This window comes from Alkalibacterium psychrotolerans, from assembly GCF_054784355.1.
In genome coordinates this window covers 35,279-52,581 of record NZ_BAAGPH010000016.1, presented here as the reverse complement: position 1 = coordinate 52,581, position 17,303 = coordinate 35,279, and the positions used below count along the sequence as shown (strand labels likewise).

The following is a 17,303-nucleotide window of genomic DNA, read 5'->3' as shown; positions in this document are numbered from 1 at the left end:
AAATGAAATGGTACCTGTTTATTATAAGAGTGTTCACGGTATTATCTATGATTATTCAGAACTCAAAAAGTAAAGGCTACGCACTATCCCAAAAAGGGCGAAGGCGTAGCCGAAGCTTTTTTTATTGATGTGGGCACTTTTTCTTAATTATGGTAAAGTTAGAAAAAAGCAGAGGAGACCTTGGATGAATAAACAGGCTATTGTAGCGGATACGAAACAGATGGTGAAAGATAAATTAAAAAACGAAGGCACAGGCCACGACTGGTACCATATCGAACGGGTCTGGAAAATGGCTTCGAAGTTGGCTGAAAAAGAGCAGGCGAACAGTTTTATTGTCGAACTGTCTGCCTTGCTGCACGATTTGATTGATGACAAACTGGTTAAGGACAAGGGGCAGGCGCTTCAGGAAGTGGAATACTGGCTGGAAGGAGCTGGCGTGTCGACCTCTGATGCTGACCGTATTATGGATATTATCCAATCTATATCCTTCAAGGGGGGGAACGGCCGAAAGCTCACATCTTTAGAAGCTCAGATAGTTCAGGATGCTGATCGTCTGGATGCCATAGGTGCGATTGGGATTGCCCGCTGTTTTGCCTATGCCGGCAGCAAGGGGGACTTACTCTTCAACCCGGAACTCTCTGTCAGAGAAGAAATGACTGAAAAAGAGTACCGGGAAGGCCAATCGAGCGCTATTCATCATTTTTATGAAAAGCTGTTGAAACTGAAAGATTTAATGAATACTGAAACAGCCAAGGAAATGGCGGCAGAACGCCATGCCTTTATGGAAGATTACCTAATGCAGTTCTTTGAAGAGTGGGAAGGGTAAAGAGTTCGGGGCAAGACTTGAAGCTGAACTTTACTCAACACAAAAACATACAGCTCAGGATGCAGTTAAGAATCCGGAACTGTATGTTTTTCGTTATTGACTGTAGTTCAGCCAAGGCTATTATTATTTGGATGAAAAAGAAGCTGCACCGCTTCTTTCTTCTGATTCCAGTTGTTCAGACAAGCCGAGATTTAAAATGGTACTGCAGGAAGCCTGAATGCCCCAGTAGAATTCCTTTAAGCCCATGTTTTCGTTCGGCGAGTGATTATCTTCGTCAACATTCGCATAGGGCACAGTAACAGAAGGAATGTTTAGAATATCAGTAAAGACAAACATCGGTCCTGTTCCGCCTAGAGCCGGCAGGACAATCGGAGCCTTGTCGTATGCAACTTCGACCGAATCAATTATTTGCTGAACCAACGGATGACTCAGTGGGGTCTTGGACGGTTTCACTCCGCTCAATTTTTCAACCGAAATATCACAGCGAGAATCGAAGGCCTCGACGTGTTTTTTGATTGCGTCAAATAAGACATCCGGGTCCTGGCTTGGGGCGAGACGCATATCGAGTTTCAGTTTGGCCTTCCCGGGTATGATAGTTTTGGTTCCTTCACCTGTATAGCCACTTTCGAAACCGGCAATGGTAAAGGTGGGTCTAAAGCATAAATTCGTGTAGTACTCTTCATTGGTCATGTGTAAAGAGTTCAGTCCAATAACTTCTGCCGTCTTCTCGGGACTGAAGGGGATGCTGCGTAAGTAGTCCAGCTCTTCTTCAGTTGGAGGCACAAGGCCGTCGTAAAAACCGTCGACTAACACCTTGCCGTCTTCGTCCACCATTGTCCGGATCAGATTCATCAGAGCCATAGCTGGATCGGGCGCAATATTACCTTTGTTTCCCGAGTGATTGTCTCGGTCGGCACCTTGGGCTTTAATTTCAACATATAAAAGACCGCGGTTGCCCAGAGTCACAGTCGGCTGTCCATCCGCTTCCATCGGTCCGTCTGCCGTATAAGCAATATCAGCCTTCAAGAGCTCCTTGTTATTTTCAACAAAGGAAGCCAGATTGACACTGCCTTTTTCTTCTTCTCCTTCATATAAAAACTTGACATTGACAGGAAGCGACCCGTTTTGTTCAAGCAGGGTTTTCACTGCCAGAACATGGGCAATAAGTTGGCCTTTATTATCTCCGGTTCCGCGACCATAAATTCTACCGTCGCGAATAGTTGGGGTGAAGGGGTCCGAGTGCCACAGTTCCAGAGGATCGGCGGGCTGAACATCGTAATGGCCATAAAAAAGAATGGTCCGGGTGTTTTCTGGTCGCGTGTATTCCCCGTAGACCACGGGGTTTCCGTCAGTTTCCATCAAGCGGGCATCGATGCCGCAGTCGTCCATTAAATTCAGCAGCAGGTCTGCACATTCACGGATGCCAATGTCCAAGGTGCTGATACTCGGCTGGCGAAGCAGGGTAAAGAGAGACTGCAAGTGTTCTTCCTTTTTTCCGTTCAATGCTGTTTCGCAGGTTTGGTAGAGTGTTTTCCAGTCGGTCATAGTGTGTAATCCCCTTTGTTAGAAATAGATTAAAGTTTGTAAAGTTATTCTAATATTATACACATAATACTAAAGAGATGAAGGGGAAAAGTAAAAAACCTCCCGAAAAGGAGGTCTTTGCTAGTATTCTTCTATCTTTTGCACGTTTAATGCATAGGGGCTGTGCCGGGTTCGAAGTTTTCGGAATGACTTTTTCATACTATAGAGTAAAAATGCAAAGCTGATTAGAAACAGTAGTGAAACGAGGCTGAATTCTAAAGGCAGCTGATTTCTTACCGCTAGAAAAGCCGCTTGTATGTCCTCGAGGGATTCGGTCTGAATAAATAAAGAAGGCAGGATGACAAAAAGGTTATATATGGCATGAAAGAAAATAGCATACAGCAGATTACTGTACTTCACATAAAGTAGCCCGCAAATTAGCCCAACTAGTAGTTGGGGGATAAAAACTGAGCGCAGATGAATGATCATAAAGGCTAATGAACTGAATATCACACCTTTCTTGACACCGTATTTATCTGCCCATTTATTCAGGATATAGCCTCGAAAAAAAAGTTCCTCAACAATAGGTGCAGCGATGACGGCTACAAAAACTAAATATACAAAAGATATATCATCCACTAGTGTAATACTGATGAAATAAGGCATCACTCTGTCGAATAAGGCGGGGAAAAAAGTGAGAAAGCTAACGATAAAATAGATAAAGGATGTGGCGACGACAGCGGTTAATCCTGCTATGCCAAACAGATTAAGGACATCCCGAGCCGAGTAGGAAACGGGGCGGGAAAGAGCTTTGACAGCTAAGGATTGTTTTTTCATAAGGCTGAGTGTCAGTTTGTACAAGGAAAAGTAAAGAAGGCCATCGGTAACCAGACTGACCAGTGTCAGCTGTTCGCCCATGAATGCAATGAGAAGAAAGACACCAACAATGACGACGATACCGAGTGCAGCCAGCAGAAAACGCCAGACCACAGCCCAGATAGAGGCCTTTTCGAATGTTGTTTCGTACTCGGTCATCTCAATCCCTTCTCTCTTTGTACTAATAATTAAATCCTAGCACAGCTTCAGTAAAAATGGTAATAATACCTTTATGGAAATAAATTTATGATAAACTGATACAAAATGACTCACGGAGGCAATTATGGAATCCATTTTAGAAATCAATCAATTAGTGAAACAATTTGACGGGAAACCAGTCTTGAAAGAAGTAACTTTTTCAGTCAGCCCAGGGGAAATCATCGGATATATTGGACCAAATGGCGCCGGGAAAAGTACAACAGTGAAAATTATTCTCGGCATGCTTGAAAAAGACGGAGGCTCAATCAAAATCTTCGGTGAACCCATTGAAAGTAAAGATGTCTCTTACAAGTCGCGGATTGGCTATGTGCCGGAAAATGCAGATTTGTATGAAACCTTAACCGCTAGAGAATACTTATTGTTTATCGGTGAACTGTACGGCATGAAAGAAGAGACTATTCTTACAAAATCTGAACAGATGATGGATGCATTAGGCATTAAAGAATCGCTCGACAGCCGTCTGTCTTCTTTTTCAAAAGGCATGCGCCAGAAAGTTCTGATTATTTCCAGCCTGATGCACAATCCGGATATCCTGTTCTGGGATGAACCATTAAGTGGACTCGATGCCAACAGTGTTCAGGTCATCAAGGAACTCTTGTGGAAATTGAAACAAGATGGCAAGACAATATTTTATTCATCGCATGTTATGGACACGGTCGAAAAACTGAGTGACCGTATCCTGATACTAAATGAAGGAGAAGTGGTAGCTGACGGACCTTTTGAAGAACTGAAGGAAGAAGCGGATGGCACGCTGGAACAGCTTTTTAATACCCTGACCGGTTTTGATCAGCACGGTGCATTGGCTGATCAGTTTCTTCTTGCTATGAAAGGAGAAGCAGCCGATGATGCGTGATGTTATAGGATTGAAAAAGAGTGATAAAAATCCCATTTATTTAAGAATCATTGATGTGTTTTCCTTTATCTATATACGACTGGGCATCAATTACCCGCAGATGCGGTCCATCCTTTCAATGAAAATGACCGTAGACGGCCGGAAAGATGCGCCGCTGCCGGGAATGGAGACAGGCAAGCGGTCGGACGAAGAAAAGAATCATTTCTTCTCCAGTTTATGGGTCTATACGCTGATTAGTGTCTTCTTACTGGTGCTGTTTGCCTATGACAACTGGGTGTTTCAGTACACGCTTTACTTCAGTTTCTTGTTTATTATGACCTTCTCGACTTTAATTGCTAATTTTTCAGGTATTTTACTGGACACAAAAGATGCGACTTTGATAGGCACCAAGCCTGTTGATCGGAAGACTCTCGGAGCAGCCAAGTCGACGCATGTGGGCATTTATCTGGTGGCTTTTACACTCGCCATCGGCTTGCCGGTGATTCTCTTTACCTTTTACTTTAATGGGATTGTAGCCGGTCTGCTTGTTCTGTTTCTGTCTTTTCTGGCGTCACTTTGGTGCCTGATATTGACCCAGTTTGTCTACGCCACAATTTTGAAACGGTTTGACGGTGAACGGCTGAAAAATATTATCGCCTACAGTCAGATCAGCTTGTCAATTTTCATGGTCATCGGTTACTACTTGGTCGGTCAGATTTTTCAGATTATCGACCCGGAAAACCTTCTGGTCGAAATCAACCTGTCGATAGGACATGTGCTCCTCTTTCCGCTCTGGTTTGTGGCGCCATTTGGAATGCTGCAGGAAGGCTGGTCAACAACATATGGGTTATATAGTCTTCTGTTAATCGCAGGGACCGTTTTTCTTGCTCTTATTTACAATTGGAATTCAGACAGAATTGAAAGCAATTTGCAGAAGATGGATGCATCATCTGTTCAGCAGGGCAGACGCGGGTATATTGAACGTGCGTCGGCCCGCTTACTGTGCTTTACGCCGCTGGAATCAGCCTATTATCACTTTGGCTGGCAGCTGACCAAAACGGAAAGAGAATTCAAGACACGTCTGTATCCATCGATCGCCAGTGCACTAGTATTTCCCTTGGTCATGACATTTAACAATCTCACCGGAGGCCAACCAGGGATGGAAACAAGTCCGGTCCAGTTTCTCTATTTGCCCTACTTCACGCTGTTCCTTGTTCCGGTGTTAGCCGTTTCCATTCAGTTTTCAAATCATTACAAAGGCAGTTGGGTATTCTCGATCACACCCGGTCAGTCTAGAGCGCCTTTTTTAAGAGCTGTGACGAAAGCCATGCTGGTCAAAATTCTGCTTCCGATGTATGGCGTGTTGGCTATTATGGTCCTCTTCTTTACAGATTTATCCTACAGCCTTCAAATGGTTAACGGCCTGCTGCTAGTTAGTCTCATTTTATATTTTGAGACAAAGCGCTCGGTCAAAGCCATGCCTTTTACTCGAAAGTATTCCGCATCCGATGCAAACCTCGGTTGTATGGGGACGGTTATTTTCCTCATCCCGGTTATTCTAGTGTCAATTGTCATGATAACCAGTCAGCTGTTCATACCATTTGCTGAGTGGGGTCTGCTCTTTTTACTGACGGGCTTGAACATCTGGTGGATGCGCAGCGGCTTTGAAAGCAAAGAGGGTAAAATCAAGGCAAAATAAGGCGGGTTTATCTTTTTTTTACAAAGCAAGTAAGATACAATGAGAACAATGAGATTACGATTCACAAGGAGATAATAAATTATGGAACGCATTATTTTAACAGGAGACCGTCCGACAGGCAAACTTCATTTGGGACACTATGTCGGCTCTCTTCAAAACAGATTAAAACTACAAGAAGAAGACAACACAAACGTATTCGTCATGATTGCCGATCAGCAGGCATTGACGGACAATGCGGACAATCCCGAAAAAGTCCAGCAAAGCTTGATTGAAGTGGCTCTGGACTATTTGGCTGTCGGTCTGGACCCGAAGAAAACGACTATTTTCATTCAGTCGCAAATTCCGCAGTTACCAGAATTGACTTTATACTACTTGAACTTGGTGACCGTTGCGCGTCTGCAGCGCAATCCGACGGTTAAATCTGAAATCCAGGAAAAAGGCTTCAATGAAAGTATTCCTGCCGGCTTCTTTATGTATCCGGTCAGCCAGGCCGCAGATATTACAGCTTTCAAGGCGACCCATGTCCCAGTTGGTGAAGATCAGAAGCCTATGGTTGAACAGACACGTGAAGTGGCTAGAGACTTCAACCGTACCTATAAACGTGACGTACTAGTGGAACCGGACATTATCCTGCCGCCTCAAGGTCAAGGTCGTCTGGTCGGGATTGACGGAAAAGGCAAGATGAGCAAGTCGCTGAATAATGGTATATACCTGTCAGACAGTGCCGAAGTTATTCAGAAAAAAGTTATGAGCATGTATACTGATCCGAATCATATCCGTGTAGAAGATCCGGGTCAGGTAGAAGGCAATGTGGTCTTCACTTACCTGGATGTCTTTGATGACGATAAGGAAAAAGTTCAGGAACTGAAAGACCAGTACCGCGCCGGTGGCTTAGGGGACGTAAAGATCAAGCGTTACTTGAACGACGTCCTGCAGGCTAAACTGAAGCCGATCCGCGAACGCCGCGAAGCGTTTGCTGAAGACAAAGAGGCCGTTATGGAAATTTTAAGAGAAGGCAGCCTAAAAGCAGAAGCAGTCGCAGCACAGACTCTTGATGAAGTGAAAGACGCCATGGGGATTAATTATTTCAAATAACAGATTGAGGTATACCTATCATTTTGTAATAAAGCCAAACTCTCGTAAAGAAGTGATGACTATGATTGAACTGAAACCAGTAACCAAACATAATTATATGACAGTGGTGGATTTAAAAGTGCATCCCCATCAGGAGAACTTTGTGGCCCCCAACTGGTTGTCTCTGCTGGAAGCGAGTTACGAAGAAGAGCGCTACCCTTTTGCCATTTATCAGGAGGGAACGGTCGTCGGCTTTTTGATGTGCAGCTACTATCCAGCGGATGATGCCTACCCGATTGATTCCTGGTGGCTTGAGCGCCTGATGATTGATAAAGAACATCAAGGCAAAGGTATTGGGAAAAAAGCACTGACGCACTTTTTAAGAGACTACAAGCCGGATAAGTCTGTCAAAGAGATTCGTATAGGTGTAGAACCCGATAATGAGTGGGCGACTAAGCTTTACGAATCATTTGGCTTCACTAAAGAAGGCACGGTTGAAGGCGAGAATGTTTTAGTTGGTAAATGGAAAGCATAGAATTGATAGGAGGAAGGAATGCGGCCCGCAGGCGCATTCCTTTTTTCGTCTTTTAAGAGCTTTAAAGAGGGAACAGATGCGCTTTTAGGAGCATCTGAACAGTATTGGGAAGGTACTTAAGCAGACTGGGAGGATGATGTCTGACGACGTTACCGAACCTTCTTATACTTTGGTAATGTGGAGGAGTTACCTGCCTGGAGCCTGCCGAAGGAGCGTGGGGTTCGGCAAAGTGTACCAAGGAAAGGAAGTGAGTGTGCTGAATAAATGGAAGATTTGGCAAACTCATTTTAAAAGATAACTGAGTTTACCGAAGTTTAGAGGACTAGGGTAAACTCAGATAATTAATAATCCGAGCAGACCGAAGTGATGCTTAGTTCGGTCTGCTCGGATTGGTGTTGTCATGGAGTATGCCGAAGGTTGACGAACTTGGGCATGCTGATTTGAAATCTTCAGTCCAGTTGACTGAAGATGCCCTTTTAAAGTCCGTTTTTTCTTTTAGAACCATTCCCGGCACTGTGTTTGCACTTATAAAATAAAAAATACCCTAGTTTAGATTCGATACAACTTTTTTAGCTATCTTCCGCCCCGCCACCACAGTGTTGTAGCAGCGATCGATCCTCTATGAGACATATGAACACCTCTTACCAGTTCATATAAATCATTTAAAGATTGAGGGGTCTTCAAGTTATTTCTAATTGAAAATCGTGCAATTTCTTTACTGAGACGCACACAAATAACGCGGTGATCTTGTCCCTTGGTTAATTGCTTGGCAGAGTCAAATAGTAATTGGTGCATATGCCCGTCTTTTTTTACTTCCGGATCAGAGTAGGCGACGCTCATTGCATCGATAAGTTTTTCTTGCTGATTTTTCTTCATGATACCCTTCCTTTATCTCTTGTTCTAATTAAGTTGCCGAGAAGGTGAAAATTGTATAGACATTATTCAGTACCACTCTCTCCGCTGGTCACGCGAGCGGGTGAGAAAGGTCTTCAAATCCGCATTGCTGTCCGCTTTTTCTTCATCCCAGGACTGCAGTGCTTTTTTTAATGTAGACAGTTCCTGTTCAAAGCAGTCAATCGATTCGAGCAAGGCCTGTCGGTTGTATAAAAACAGCTCGCTCCACAAATCGACATTGATATCGGCAATGCGGGTCAGCTCTTTGAAGCTGTTGCCGGCAAACAGCAGTGTATCATCGGAAGCCTGCTTGCTGTTGACCACTGATACGGATAAAGCATGCATCAGCTGACTGACATAGGCAATCTGCTCATCGTGTTTTTCAGGGGTGACACGGGTGATTGTCGTGAAACCCGCTTTACGGTATAGAGCTTCAATTTTATCAATGTTTTCTGTCTGATTTAAAGGTACAGGCGTGATCAACGCATTTGCGCCTTCGAATTTATCAATTGATGCTCCGCTAATGCCTTTTTTCTCGCTGCCACGCATGGGGTGGGCAAAGACAAAGTCAGCCTGGTCTGGGAGGACTGGTGTCACTTCTTTGATGATAGACGCCTTAATGCCAGTTACATCAGTGAAGACGACGCCCTTTTTAAAATGAGACTTATACCTTTTGACAAAGGGAGCCAACTGGCTGGGGTAAAGGGTCAGCATGATAACGTCCGCCTGACTTAGCGCGTCTTCTGCCTGCGTTGTCCCTTCATGAATCATCTTTTGTTCAAGTGCATAGGCAATCGTCTGTTCATCGATATCAATACCGATGATGTGCTCAGAACTGTTTTTCATTAGGCTCATGGCAAAGGATCCGCCAATGGCACCGAGTCCTACAATCGCTAAGGTCATGTCTGGTTCTCCTCTGACAAGTGGTATTCTAAAGCCTGAATACCTAGAAGGTAACCGTTAGGGCCGAAGCCGGACACTTGTCCAATGCAGGCGGGAGCGATGACCGATTCTTTTCGGAAGGACTCACGTGAATGGATAGCGCTTAGGTGGACTTCGACTGTCGGAATCGACACAGCCTTGACTGCATCATGCAAGGCGTAGCTGTAATGCGTGTAGGCAGCCGGGTTAAAGACAATACCATCCACATTTTCTTCACGCGCCTCTTGAATCTTGTCAATCAGTGCCCCTTCGGAATTGCTCTGATAGAAATCATATATATGACCTTTATCGATAAGGTAGCTCTGCATACGACGGTTGATGGTATCTAGAGTCTCGTGCCCATAAATATCGGGTTCTCTTGTTCCCAGTAGATTTAAATTCGGTCCGTTAATTATCCAAATTTTCATGAAGGCTCTCCTTTTTATCCATAGTTTTTAACTGTTCAATCAGTGATTCGATGGTTTGTTCAAGCGGCTGGTCATTTTTAATAGTTATATCAGCCAGTCCAGCATACAAGTGCTGTCTTTCATCGTGCAACTGATAAAGTTTATCCGTGCCTTTTTTCAAAAGAGGCCGGTGAGCAGTTTCTATATCTGATGCAATTAAATCAATCGGCCGGTCAATCCAGACGACTGTCCCGGCTTGCTTCAGCCACTTGTGATTCTCAGTTTTGACAACCGCTCCTCCGCCTGTGGAAATGACGGAATGAGTAACTTCTGCCAGTTCTCTGCAAGCTTCAGTTTCCAATGACCGAAAAACCGCTTCGCCTTCTTCAAAAATTTCTGGAATAGATTTTTCAGCTTTTTCTTCAATGTAGGTATCCATGTCAATGAAAGAAAGGTTCAACCGCTTGGCTAGTTCTTTGCCAATCGTTGATTTCCCGCTGCCTGTCATGCCAATTAATACAATATTTACCATCAGGCTACATCTCCTTCCACTGATTAAAGTCTTGAATCAGCTCATCCATCAAGTAAACTGGCAAAGTGCGGTCTTCCCATATTTCAATGGACTTGATAGCCTGACCAACCAGCATTTCTAGACCATTGACGGCAGGTTTGTTTAAAACACGGGCTTGTTTCAAAAAGACAGTTTCCAGCGGATTATATATCAAGTCGATAAAGGCATCAAAATGCTGAGCTGTTTCATCTGTTATCGGCGAGACCCCGCCATTTGGGTACATGCCAACGGGTGTAGTATTGATTAAATAGTCGCCGCTTAATTCAGACAGCTGGTCATAAGTGGCATACGTTACCAAACTGTCCGGGTTCTTTTCTTTAGATGTTCGTGAAACGAGTGTGATAGAAGATGCCCCATGATCTTTAAGGTACTGAACCACCATTTTTGAAGAACCTCCGGTACCTAAAACAGTCACCGACTTGCCCGCCAGATCCCAGTCTCGACGCTCAAAGAGCAGTCCAAACCCTTCGTAGTCGGTGTTGAAGCCTTTAAGGTAGCCGTTATCATTGAGTATCGTGTTGACGATACCCAATTTTTTTGCTGTGGGACTAATTTCATCCAGCAAAGGCATAACGGTCTCTTTATAAGGGATGGTGACATTCGACCCACTGATAGAAAGGTGTTTGAGACTCTCAATGACTTGAGGAACGGACTCTTTAGGACACGGAAAATTTTTATAGGCAGCATCGATACCTGTTCTTTGATAAATGGTTTTATGCAGATTGGGTGACAGACTGTGTGTCAGCTTTTCCCCAATCAGTCCGTAAAATTTCATCGAGTGACCTCCTGTTTTTTTTTAAAGTATAACCATGTGGATAAGAAAATTGCAACTGTGCAGGGTTTAATCCTAATTAAAAACGCTTTTCTAAAGTGTAACATGAGAGGAAAATGATAAAAACAACAATTATTTTTAATTTAATCCTTGACATCTGTTTTTACTCTAGCTAATATTGTGAGCACAGTTAGTTGATAGCTGAAATCAGTTGAGGAGTGTTATTAATGAATACCGAATTAAACAATCTAATGACCCCACAATTGAATCGTTATTACTTTAGCTTCTTTAGGAAAATCTATGGAGGCTAGAGCATTTTAAGCTGTTAACAAACAGTGCCCCCATAGATTTCACAGGAAATCGAATGGGCGCACACCTATAAATGAATCAATTATTTATAAATGTGATTTCAACCAACGCTGCATTCGATTATCTTGTTTTCTAAAAAACAGATAACCGGTGCAGCGTTTTTATTTTGCCCGTTGGATTTTCAATCCTTACGGGCAAAATAGTCAGGGAGCAAAGCGACCTGAGTATCCTTCGTGAGTGCGTCAGGAATTTCATTCCCTACGCACAAAACAGTGAGGGAGCATATGCGACCTCAGTCTCATTATAAGATTTGTAGGGATTTTCAATTCTTGAACAATTAAGGTCTCACAGAGCATTTGGTTAGGAGAAGCTATAACGAAAGAGTTACTATCAGTGGAGGAGATTATGATGATTATTCACACCTTAGGTCCGGAAGGGACAGACAGTTATGCCGCAGCGCAATCCTTGGTGAGTGCAGAGGAGGACGATATCGTTGGCTATCCATCTTTTGACACCATCCTGCATCAGCTTGACCATTTCAAGGGGGAGTGCGTTCTGCTTCCCGTAGCCTTTCAGAGTGCCAGAAAGCCATATGGCTGGAAGGAATTCAATTATGACTACTGGGACAGAATCGAGCTACTGAGTGTCTTTTCAAAAAAGACGAAGCCGATGGTTTTAGTTGAAAATAAATTGCGAAAAGAAGACAGTGCCATGATTCACCCGGCGACTGCTATCTTTCTGGAAAAATACCTGGACAGGATGAATGAATCCATTCCAATCACTTACACTGACAGCAAGATAAAGGCCTGGACCGCCTTTCAAAAAAAGAGTCTGAAGTACACCATTATAAGTGAAGATGTTTTTGAAAATGAACGAACAGACGACTATCAGTTAATTGAGCGCTATGAACCGGAAATGGTCTGGTGTCTTTATAAAATCAAACAAGAAGAGGAGATTATCAAATGATTATTGTATTAAAACAGGGGACTACTGCTAAAGCAATTAAGGAAATTACAGAGAAAGTCGAAGCAGAAGGCGTTTCTGTCAGTCATTTTTCAGATATTAAACGCGACTTTCTAGGTGTGATTGGCGACACGAGCGCCATTGAGACGCACCGCCTGCAGGCCCGTCCGGAAGTTGAACAGATTGTTCGCGTTGAAGAACCTTACAAGCGTGCCAACCGCAAGTTCCACCCGGAAAATTCTGAAGTTCAAGTCGGGCAGGAAACAATCGGTGGAGAAAAACTGGGCATCATTGCCGGGCCGTGTTCTGTCGAAAGTGAAGAACAAATTGTCCGCGTAGCCAAGCAGATTAAAAAAGCAGGGGCTAACTTCCTCCGCGGCGGAGCCTTCAAGCCGCGTACATCGCCATACAGCTTCCAGGGACTGGAACTCGAAGGCCTGCGCATGCTTCAAGCAGCCAAAGCAGAAACCGGCCTGCCGATTGTCACGGAACTGATGTCGACCAAATGGATTGATGAGTTTGTCGATTCAGTGGATATGATTCAAATCGGTGCACGAAATATGCAGAACTTTGATTTGCTGAAAGAAGTCGGAAAAACCAATAAACCAGTTCTTTTAAAACGAGGGTTATCTGCGACATACAAAGAATGGTTGATGTCTGCTGAATACATCATGTCTGAAGGAAACGACAATGTCATCTTATGTGAACGTGGTGTCAGAACCTTTGAGCCGGAAACACGTAACACATTGGACATTCAAGCTGTACCGGTCATCAAGAAACTCTCTCACCTGCCTATTATAGTTGATCCGAGTCACGCAGGAGGTATGTCTTACCTCGTTGAAGCGGGTGCGAAATCGGGTATTGTTGCCGGAGCAGATGGTCTGATGATTGAAGTGCACAATGATCCGGAAAATGCATGGAGTGACGGTGAGCAGTGCCTGACACCTGACGAATTCGGTATTCTGATGGAAAAAGCAGAGAAACTAGCATCAGTTGAAGGGCGTACTGTTCCTTTAACTGAACAGGCTGCAGTAAAATAAGGAGTCTGTTAGCATGAGTGAAATTAAAGTGATACTGCCGCAGTCGGCAGTGTCTTATCAAATCAAAATTAAAAAAGGCCTGCTGGACCAGGTTGGAAAAGAAATCGCAGAGATGACGACTAGTCGACGGGTCGCGGTCATTACAGATAAAAACGTTGCACGGCATTATGGCGAACAGGTCCAAGGCCAGTTAGCCGATGAGGGTTTCGACGTCTGTATGATCATACTTGAACCTGGTGAGCAGACAAAGACGTTTGAAACAATGCCTAGCATCTACTCTCGGCTGATAGAAGCGGGTCTGACCCGAAGTGACGTCATTGTGGCTCTGGGAGGCGGTGTGGTTGGTGATATTACTGGCTTTGCGGCTGCTTCTTACCTGAGAGGTGTCGATTTCGTTCAAATTCCTACATCTTTACTGGCGCAGGTCGACAGCAGTGTCGGTGGTAAAGTAGGCGTGGATTTGCCGGAAGGAAAAAACCTGGTCGGCGCCTTTTATCATCCCACCAAGGTGATTATCGATCCGCTGGTGCTTGAAACACTGACGGCCCATTACTTCGCGGACGGTATGGCTGAAGTGATTAAGTACGGTTGCATTCATGATGTATCATTTTTAAGAAAACTGGCCAAGCTTAATTCAAGAGAAGCAGTGATGGCAGAAATTGAGACCATTGTTTCCAGAAGCTGTGATATAAAAAGAGAAATGGTTGAACAGGATGAAAAAGACAAAGGCGTGCGTATGCTTTTGAATTTTGGGCATACGCTGGGGCATGCCATCGAAGCCTTTTATCATTATGAGTCGATTACCCACGGACACGCTGTAGCCATTGGGATGGTGACCTTGACACACATTTCAGAGCAGAAGGGCTTGACCGAGGCAGGAACAGCAGATGAGCTTATTGGAGTGCTTGAGACACACAAGTTGCCGACAACCTTGCCTGACGTGACTGCTTATGATGCCATTTTACCGTATGTAAAAAAAGACAAGAAGCAGCTGAACAATCAGTTGAATGTAGTATTGCTTGAACAAGCAGGAAAAGCAGTGACCTATCAGACAGACAGTCACTTCTTTGATGCATTGAAACGAGGAGGACAGACACTGTGACAGACTTAGAAATCAGACCCAATCGATTAAAAGGGAGCGTAACTGTTCCCCCATCTAAAAGCCTGGCTCATCGTGCCATCATCTGTGCGGCTTTAGCAGAAGGACAAAGCACGGTCAGAAACATACAGTTTTCTGATGATATCCGGGCGACCATCGACGGCATGCGCGCCTTTGGAGCAGAGATCACGGAAAGAGAAGATGTCTTGACGATTCAAGGTGTAGGGCTTAATGCCAGCCGTTTAAATAGTCAAGTAGCGGACGGCACAGAAAATGACAAAGTTCGTTTGATTGACTGTAACGAATCAGGGTCGACTCTTCGTTTTCTTGTACCGGTTGCGACCTTATTTAAAGGGAAAACACGCTTTATTGGTCGTGGAAAGCTCGGCAAACGGCCACTTACACCGTATGAGGAACTGTTCCACACTCAGGGCCTCGACTATGAAGTGCTGGATACTGAAAAACTGGACTTACTCGTTAAAGGTGATTTATCATCGGACACGGTAAACATGAGAGGGGACATTAGCTCCCAGTTCATTACGGGTCTGTTAATGACTTTACCGTTTTTAAAAGGAGACTCCCGCATTAATGTGACAACACCTCTGGAGTCCGAGGGTTACATCGATTTAACTTTAGCCGTTTTTAAAGATTTCGGCTTAGACATCCAGGTTGAAGATGACGGTCAAACCTTTATTATTTCTGGAGGTCAGTCAATACAGGCAGCTGATTACACTGTGGAAGGGGATTATTCTCAAGCGGCCTTTTTCCTGACTGCCAACCAACTGGGCAATAATCTTCAGCTTAAAGGCTTAAACGAAGAGTCTCTTCAAGGCGACAAAGCTATAGTGGAGATTCTGGATAAACTGGAAAAGAAAACGGACCGTGTCATTGACGGCTCTCAGTTTCCGGATATTATTCCCGTAGCGGCTCTGGCAGCAGCTCTCTCAAAAGGCCGGACACGTTTTGAAAATCTGGAACGTCTGCGCATAAAAGAAAGCGATCGGCTGATGGCCACTCAATCAGAGCTGGAAGCGTTAGGAGCAGACATCCATATTGATGGAGACGCACTAGTCATTAAGGGAGTAGGCTATTTGAAAGGTGGCGTGACCGTCTGGAGTCATAAGGATCACCGGATGGCTATGATGCTTGGTATCGCATCGACCCGTTGTGAAGAACCCATCGTTATTAAAGACAGAGAATGTGTTGCAAAGTCATACCCGGATTTCTGGGACGTATTTAAAACACTAGGAGGACACATACATGAGCGGCATTTGGGGTAAAAATCTGGAATTGTCACTATTTGGAGAATCGCATGGTGACGCCATTGGCATTACGATTAACGGACTGCCACCAGGACTTGAAATTGATTTAGAAAAAGTCCAGTTAGAAATGAGTCGTCGGGCACCAGGTCGTAGTGATTTAGCTACGCCTAGAAAAGAAAAAGATGTGCCTGAAATCTTGAGCGGGTTTTTGGACGGCAAGGCAACGGGGGCACCACTGACAGCTATTATTCGTAACACAAACACTCGCTCCAAGGATTACAGTTTGCTGAAGGATGTTATGCGTCCAGGGCATGCGGATTATCCGGGGCTGATGAGATACAAGGGGCATCACGACTATAGAGGAAGCGGGCATTTTTCCGGACGGATTACTGCGCCTATCGTATTTGCTGGAGCAATCTGTAAACAGCTGCTTGAGCAAAAGGGTGTCACAATCGGCTCACATGTCCAGTCCATAGGAAACATTGAAGATGAACGTTTTGCGGACCAGAAAACAGTCACGCCAGAGCAAGTAGAAGCCTTCAGTCAGGAAGAACTGCCGATGTTCAATCCAAGCAGGAAAGAAGAGATTCGTCAGCTGATTCTAGATGCCAAAGAAGAAGGCGATTCGGTCGGCGGTGTCGTCGAAACCTTTGTGCTGGGCATACCGGCTGGTTACGGCAATCCTTTCTTTGACTCTGTCGAGTCGACGCTGGCCCACCTTGTGTTTTCTGTGCCGGCTACAAAGGGTATTGAGTTCGGCATTGGCTTTGACATTACCAAGCTCAAAGGGTCTGAAGCTAATGACGAATACTACTACGATGAAGATGGACAAGTGAAAACTCGTTCGAATAACAACGGTGGAATTATCGGCGGCATTACTTACGGCATGCCTATCGTTTTCCGTACAGCTGTCAAACCACCCGCATCCATCAAGAAGAAACAGGAAACCATCAACGTCAAAGAAGGAAAATCAGCTGAACTAAGCGTTGAGGGCCGTCACGATCCATGTATCGTCCCGCGTGTCCTCCCTGTCCTTGAAGCTGTTACAGCCATCGGACTGACTGATTTGATGCTGGGGGCTGGAGAATGAACGAACTGGACCAGTACCGTAAGGAAATAGACCAGATTGATCAGGAGCTGACAGCCTTGTTTGAGAAGCGGTTGGAAGCTGTTCTAAAAGTAGGCGAGTACAAGAAAAAGCATCAGCTGCCTATCTTGGATGCCAGCCGGGAAGAGGCGGTTATCCAGAAAAATACAGAACGGCTGAACAATCCGGCATTTAAAAAAGAAATAGCTGATTTTTACCGTTCCCTGATGGGGATTACGAAAGAAACGCAGGAACGATTGATGCGTGAACAAGACGGTTAGTAAGCAAAAAAGACAAGCACTACCCACTCTTATAGAGAGCGGATAATGCTTGTCTTTTTTTGTTGAGAGCTGAATTAAACTTTTCGGGAAAATAATGCAGTTTAACTGATTT

Annotated in this window: 18 protein-coding genes; 11 read left to right on the top strand and 7 right to left on the bottom strand. The window is 44.5% G+C overall.

Going from position 1 to position 17,303, the window contains the following annotated elements; translation table 11 throughout:
- The first annotated feature begins 184 nt into the window (after positions 1 to 184).
- Positions 185 to 826, top strand: a complete 642-nt coding sequence (locus tag ACYVLS_RS02855) for an HD domain-containing protein (protein ID WP_460320997.1) — start codon at positions 185 to 187, stop codon at positions 824 to 826.
- A 123-nt stretch (positions 827 to 949) separates the two neighbouring features.
- Here ACYVLS_RS02855 and ACYVLS_RS02850 read toward each other — a convergent pair whose 3' ends face one another.
- Both ACYVLS_RS02850 and ACYVLS_RS02845 read right to left on the bottom strand, forming a co-directional pair.
- Positions 950 to 2,371 carry a M20/M25/M40 family metallo-hydrolase gene (locus ACYVLS_RS02850; RefSeq protein ID WP_460320995.1) on the bottom strand — a complete coding sequence of 474 codons (1,422 nt, stop codon included), beginning with the start codon at positions 2,369 to 2,371 and terminating at the stop codon, positions 950 to 952.
- Between the two features lie 120 nt (positions 2,372 to 2,491).
- The gene (locus ACYVLS_RS02845; protein ID WP_460320993.1) at positions 2,492 to 3,385 is read right to left on the bottom strand and encodes a lysostaphin resistance A-like protein; all 894 of its coding nucleotides are present in this window, start codon (positions 3,383 to 3,385) and stop codon (positions 2,492 to 2,494) included.
- A 121-nt stretch (positions 3,386 to 3,506) separates the two neighbouring features.
- Between ACYVLS_RS02845 and ACYVLS_RS02840 the strand changes: the two genes are divergently transcribed.
- The 4 genes from ACYVLS_RS02840 to ACYVLS_RS02825 all read left to right on the top strand — a co-directional run bounded on the left by ACYVLS_RS02840 (position 3,507) and on the right by ACYVLS_RS02825 (position 7,585).
- Entirely contained in the window at positions 3,507 to 4,298 is a 792-nt protein-coding gene (locus tag ACYVLS_RS02840) for an ABC transporter ATP-binding protein (RefSeq protein WP_460321002.1), read from the top strand.
- Positions 4,288 to 5,976, top strand: coding sequence for a hypothetical protein (locus tag ACYVLS_RS02835; protein ID WP_460320991.1), 1,689 nt, complete (start codon positions 4,288 to 4,290; stop codon positions 5,974 to 5,976). Before ACYVLS_RS02840 ends, ACYVLS_RS02835 begins: the two co-directional genes overlap by 11 nt.
- 81 nt (positions 5,977 to 6,057) lie before the next feature.
- Positions 6,058 to 7,071 carry a tryptophan--tRNA ligase gene (gene trpS / locus ACYVLS_RS02830; protein ID WP_460320988.1) on the top strand — a complete coding sequence of 338 codons (1,014 nt, stop codon included), beginning with the start codon at positions 6,058 to 6,060 and terminating at the stop codon, positions 7,069 to 7,071.
- 61 nt (positions 7,072 to 7,132) lie between these two features.
- Positions 7,133 to 7,585 carry a GNAT family N-acetyltransferase gene (locus ACYVLS_RS02825; RefSeq protein ID WP_460320986.1) on the top strand — a complete coding sequence of 151 codons (453 nt, stop codon included), beginning with the start codon at positions 7,133 to 7,135 and terminating at the stop codon, positions 7,583 to 7,585.
- A gap of 573 nt (positions 7,586 to 8,158) precedes the next feature.
- On the opposite strand, the gene ACYVLS_RS02820 is transcribed toward ACYVLS_RS02825, so the two are convergent.
- The 5 genes from ACYVLS_RS02820 to ACYVLS_RS02800 all read right to left on the bottom strand — a co-directional run bounded on the left by ACYVLS_RS02820 (position 8,159) and on the right by ACYVLS_RS02800 (position 11,153).
- Positions 8,159 to 8,461 carry a bacteriocin immunity protein gene (locus ACYVLS_RS02820; RefSeq protein WP_460320984.1) on the bottom strand — a complete coding sequence of 101 codons (303 nt, stop codon included), beginning with the start codon at positions 8,459 to 8,461 and terminating at the stop codon, positions 8,159 to 8,161.
- A 66-nt stretch (positions 8,462 to 8,527) separates the two neighbouring features.
- A complete protein-coding gene (locus tag ACYVLS_RS02815; protein ID WP_460320982.1) occupies positions 8,528 to 9,382 on the bottom strand; it encodes a prephenate dehydrogenase in 855 nt (284 codons plus the stop codon).
- Positions 9,379 to 9,828 carry a type II 3-dehydroquinate dehydratase gene (gene aroQ / locus ACYVLS_RS02810; RefSeq protein ID WP_460320980.1) on the bottom strand — a complete coding sequence of 150 codons (450 nt, stop codon included), beginning with the start codon at positions 9,826 to 9,828 and terminating at the stop codon, positions 9,379 to 9,381. Before aroQ ends, ACYVLS_RS02815 begins: the two co-directional genes overlap by 4 nt.
- A complete protein-coding gene (locus ACYVLS_RS02805) occupies positions 9,809 to 10,339 on the bottom strand; it encodes a shikimate kinase (RefSeq protein ID WP_460320978.1) in 531 nt (176 codons plus the stop codon). The genes aroQ and ACYVLS_RS02805 overlap by 20 nt, the downstream gene beginning before the upstream one ends.
- A 4-nt stretch (positions 10,340 to 10,343) precedes the next feature.
- Positions 10,344 to 11,153 carry a shikimate dehydrogenase family protein gene (locus ACYVLS_RS02800; protein ID WP_460320975.1) on the bottom strand — a complete coding sequence of 270 codons (810 nt, stop codon included), beginning with the start codon at positions 11,151 to 11,153 and terminating at the stop codon, positions 10,344 to 10,346.
- Between the two features lie 711 nt (positions 11,154 to 11,864).
- On the opposite strand from ACYVLS_RS02800, the gene ACYVLS_RS02795 reads away from it, so the two are divergent.
- Genes ACYVLS_RS02795 through ACYVLS_RS02770 form a run of 6 tightly spaced genes read left to right on the top strand, consistent with a single transcriptional unit; the run spans position 11,865 to position 17,191 of the window.
- Complete coding sequence (locus ACYVLS_RS02795; RefSeq protein ID WP_460320973.1) at positions 11,865 to 12,425, top strand: hypothetical protein; 561 nt, start codon at positions 11,865 to 11,867, stop codon at positions 12,423 to 12,425.
- Entirely contained in the window at positions 12,422 to 13,462 is a 1,041-nt protein-coding gene (gene aroF, locus ACYVLS_RS02790) for a 3-deoxy-7-phosphoheptulonate synthase (protein WP_460320971.1), read from the top strand. Before ACYVLS_RS02795 ends, aroF begins: the two co-directional genes overlap by 4 nt.
- Before the next feature lie 13 nt (positions 13,463 to 13,475).
- The gene (aroB, locus tag ACYVLS_RS02785; protein ID WP_460320969.1) at positions 13,476 to 14,564 is read left to right on the top strand and encodes a 3-dehydroquinate synthase; all 1,089 of its coding nucleotides are present in this window, start codon (positions 13,476 to 13,478) and stop codon (positions 14,562 to 14,564) included.
- Positions 14,561 to 15,841, top strand: a complete 1,281-nt coding sequence (gene aroA / locus ACYVLS_RS02780) for a 3-phosphoshikimate 1-carboxyvinyltransferase (protein WP_460320967.1) — start codon at positions 14,561 to 14,563, stop codon at positions 15,839 to 15,841. The genes aroB and aroA overlap by 4 nt, the downstream gene beginning before the upstream one ends.
- Positions 15,822 to 16,913, top strand: coding sequence for a chorismate synthase (aroC, locus tag ACYVLS_RS02775; protein ID WP_460320965.1), 1,092 nt, complete (start codon positions 15,822 to 15,824; stop codon positions 16,911 to 16,913). Before aroA ends, aroC begins: the two co-directional genes overlap by 20 nt.
- Positions 16,910 to 17,191: a chorismate mutase gene (locus ACYVLS_RS02770; RefSeq protein WP_460320962.1), complete on the top strand. Its 282-nt coding sequence runs from the start codon at positions 16,910 to 16,912 to the stop codon at positions 17,189 to 17,191. The genes aroC and ACYVLS_RS02770 overlap by 4 nt, the downstream gene beginning before the upstream one ends.
- Positions 17,192 to 17,303: the final 112 nt, after the last annotated feature.

Coding starts and splice junctions, on each gene's coding strand:
- aroC (WP_460320965.1), top strand. CDS start 15,822: ATGAGCGGCATTTGGGGTAAAAATCTGGAATTGTCACTATTTGGAGAA.
- ACYVLS_RS02815 (WP_460320982.1), bottom strand. CDS start 9,382: ATGACCTTAGCGATTGTAGGACTCGGTGCCATTGGCGGATCCTTTGCC.
- ACYVLS_RS02855 (WP_460320997.1), top strand. CDS start 185: ATGAATAAACAGGCTATTGTAGCGGATACGAAACAGATGGTGAAAGAT.
- ACYVLS_RS02825 (WP_460320986.1), top strand. CDS start 7,133: ATGATTGAACTGAAACCAGTAACCAAACATAATTATATGACAGTGGTG.
- ACYVLS_RS02850 (WP_460320995.1), bottom strand. CDS start 2,371: ATGACCGACTGGAAAACACTCTACCAAACCTGCGAAACAGCATTGAAC.
- ACYVLS_RS02795 (WP_460320973.1), top strand. CDS start 11,865: ATGATGATTATTCACACCTTAGGTCCGGAAGGGACAGACAGTTATGCC.
- ACYVLS_RS02805 (WP_460320978.1), bottom strand. CDS start 10,339: ATGGTAAATATTGTATTAATTGGCATGACAGGCAGCGGGAAATCAACG.
- ACYVLS_RS02800 (WP_460320975.1), bottom strand. CDS start 11,153: ATGAAATTTTACGGACTGATTGGGGAAAAGCTGACACACAGTCTGTCA.
- ACYVLS_RS02845 (WP_460320993.1), bottom strand. CDS start 3,385: ATGACCGAGTACGAAACAACATTCGAAAAGGCCTCTATCTGGGCTGTG.
- aroF (WP_460320971.1), top strand. CDS start 12,422: ATGATTATTGTATTAAAACAGGGGACTACTGCTAAAGCAATTAAGGAA.
- ACYVLS_RS02835 (WP_460320991.1), top strand. CDS start 4,288: ATGATGCGTGATGTTATAGGATTGAAAAAGAGTGATAAAAATCCCATT.
- aroQ (WP_460320980.1), bottom strand. CDS start 9,828: ATGAAAATTTGGATAATTAACGGACCGAATTTAAATCTACTGGGAACA.
- aroB (WP_460320969.1), top strand. CDS start 13,476: ATGAGTGAAATTAAAGTGATACTGCCGCAGTCGGCAGTGTCTTATCAA.
- ACYVLS_RS02770 (WP_460320962.1), top strand. CDS start 16,910: ATGAACGAACTGGACCAGTACCGTAAGGAAATAGACCAGATTGATCAG.
- ACYVLS_RS02820 (WP_460320984.1), bottom strand. CDS start 8,461: ATGAAGAAAAATCAGCAAGAAAAACTTATCGATGCAATGAGCGTCGCC.
- trpS (WP_460320988.1), top strand. CDS start 6,058: ATGGAACGCATTATTTTAACAGGAGACCGTCCGACAGGCAAACTTCAT.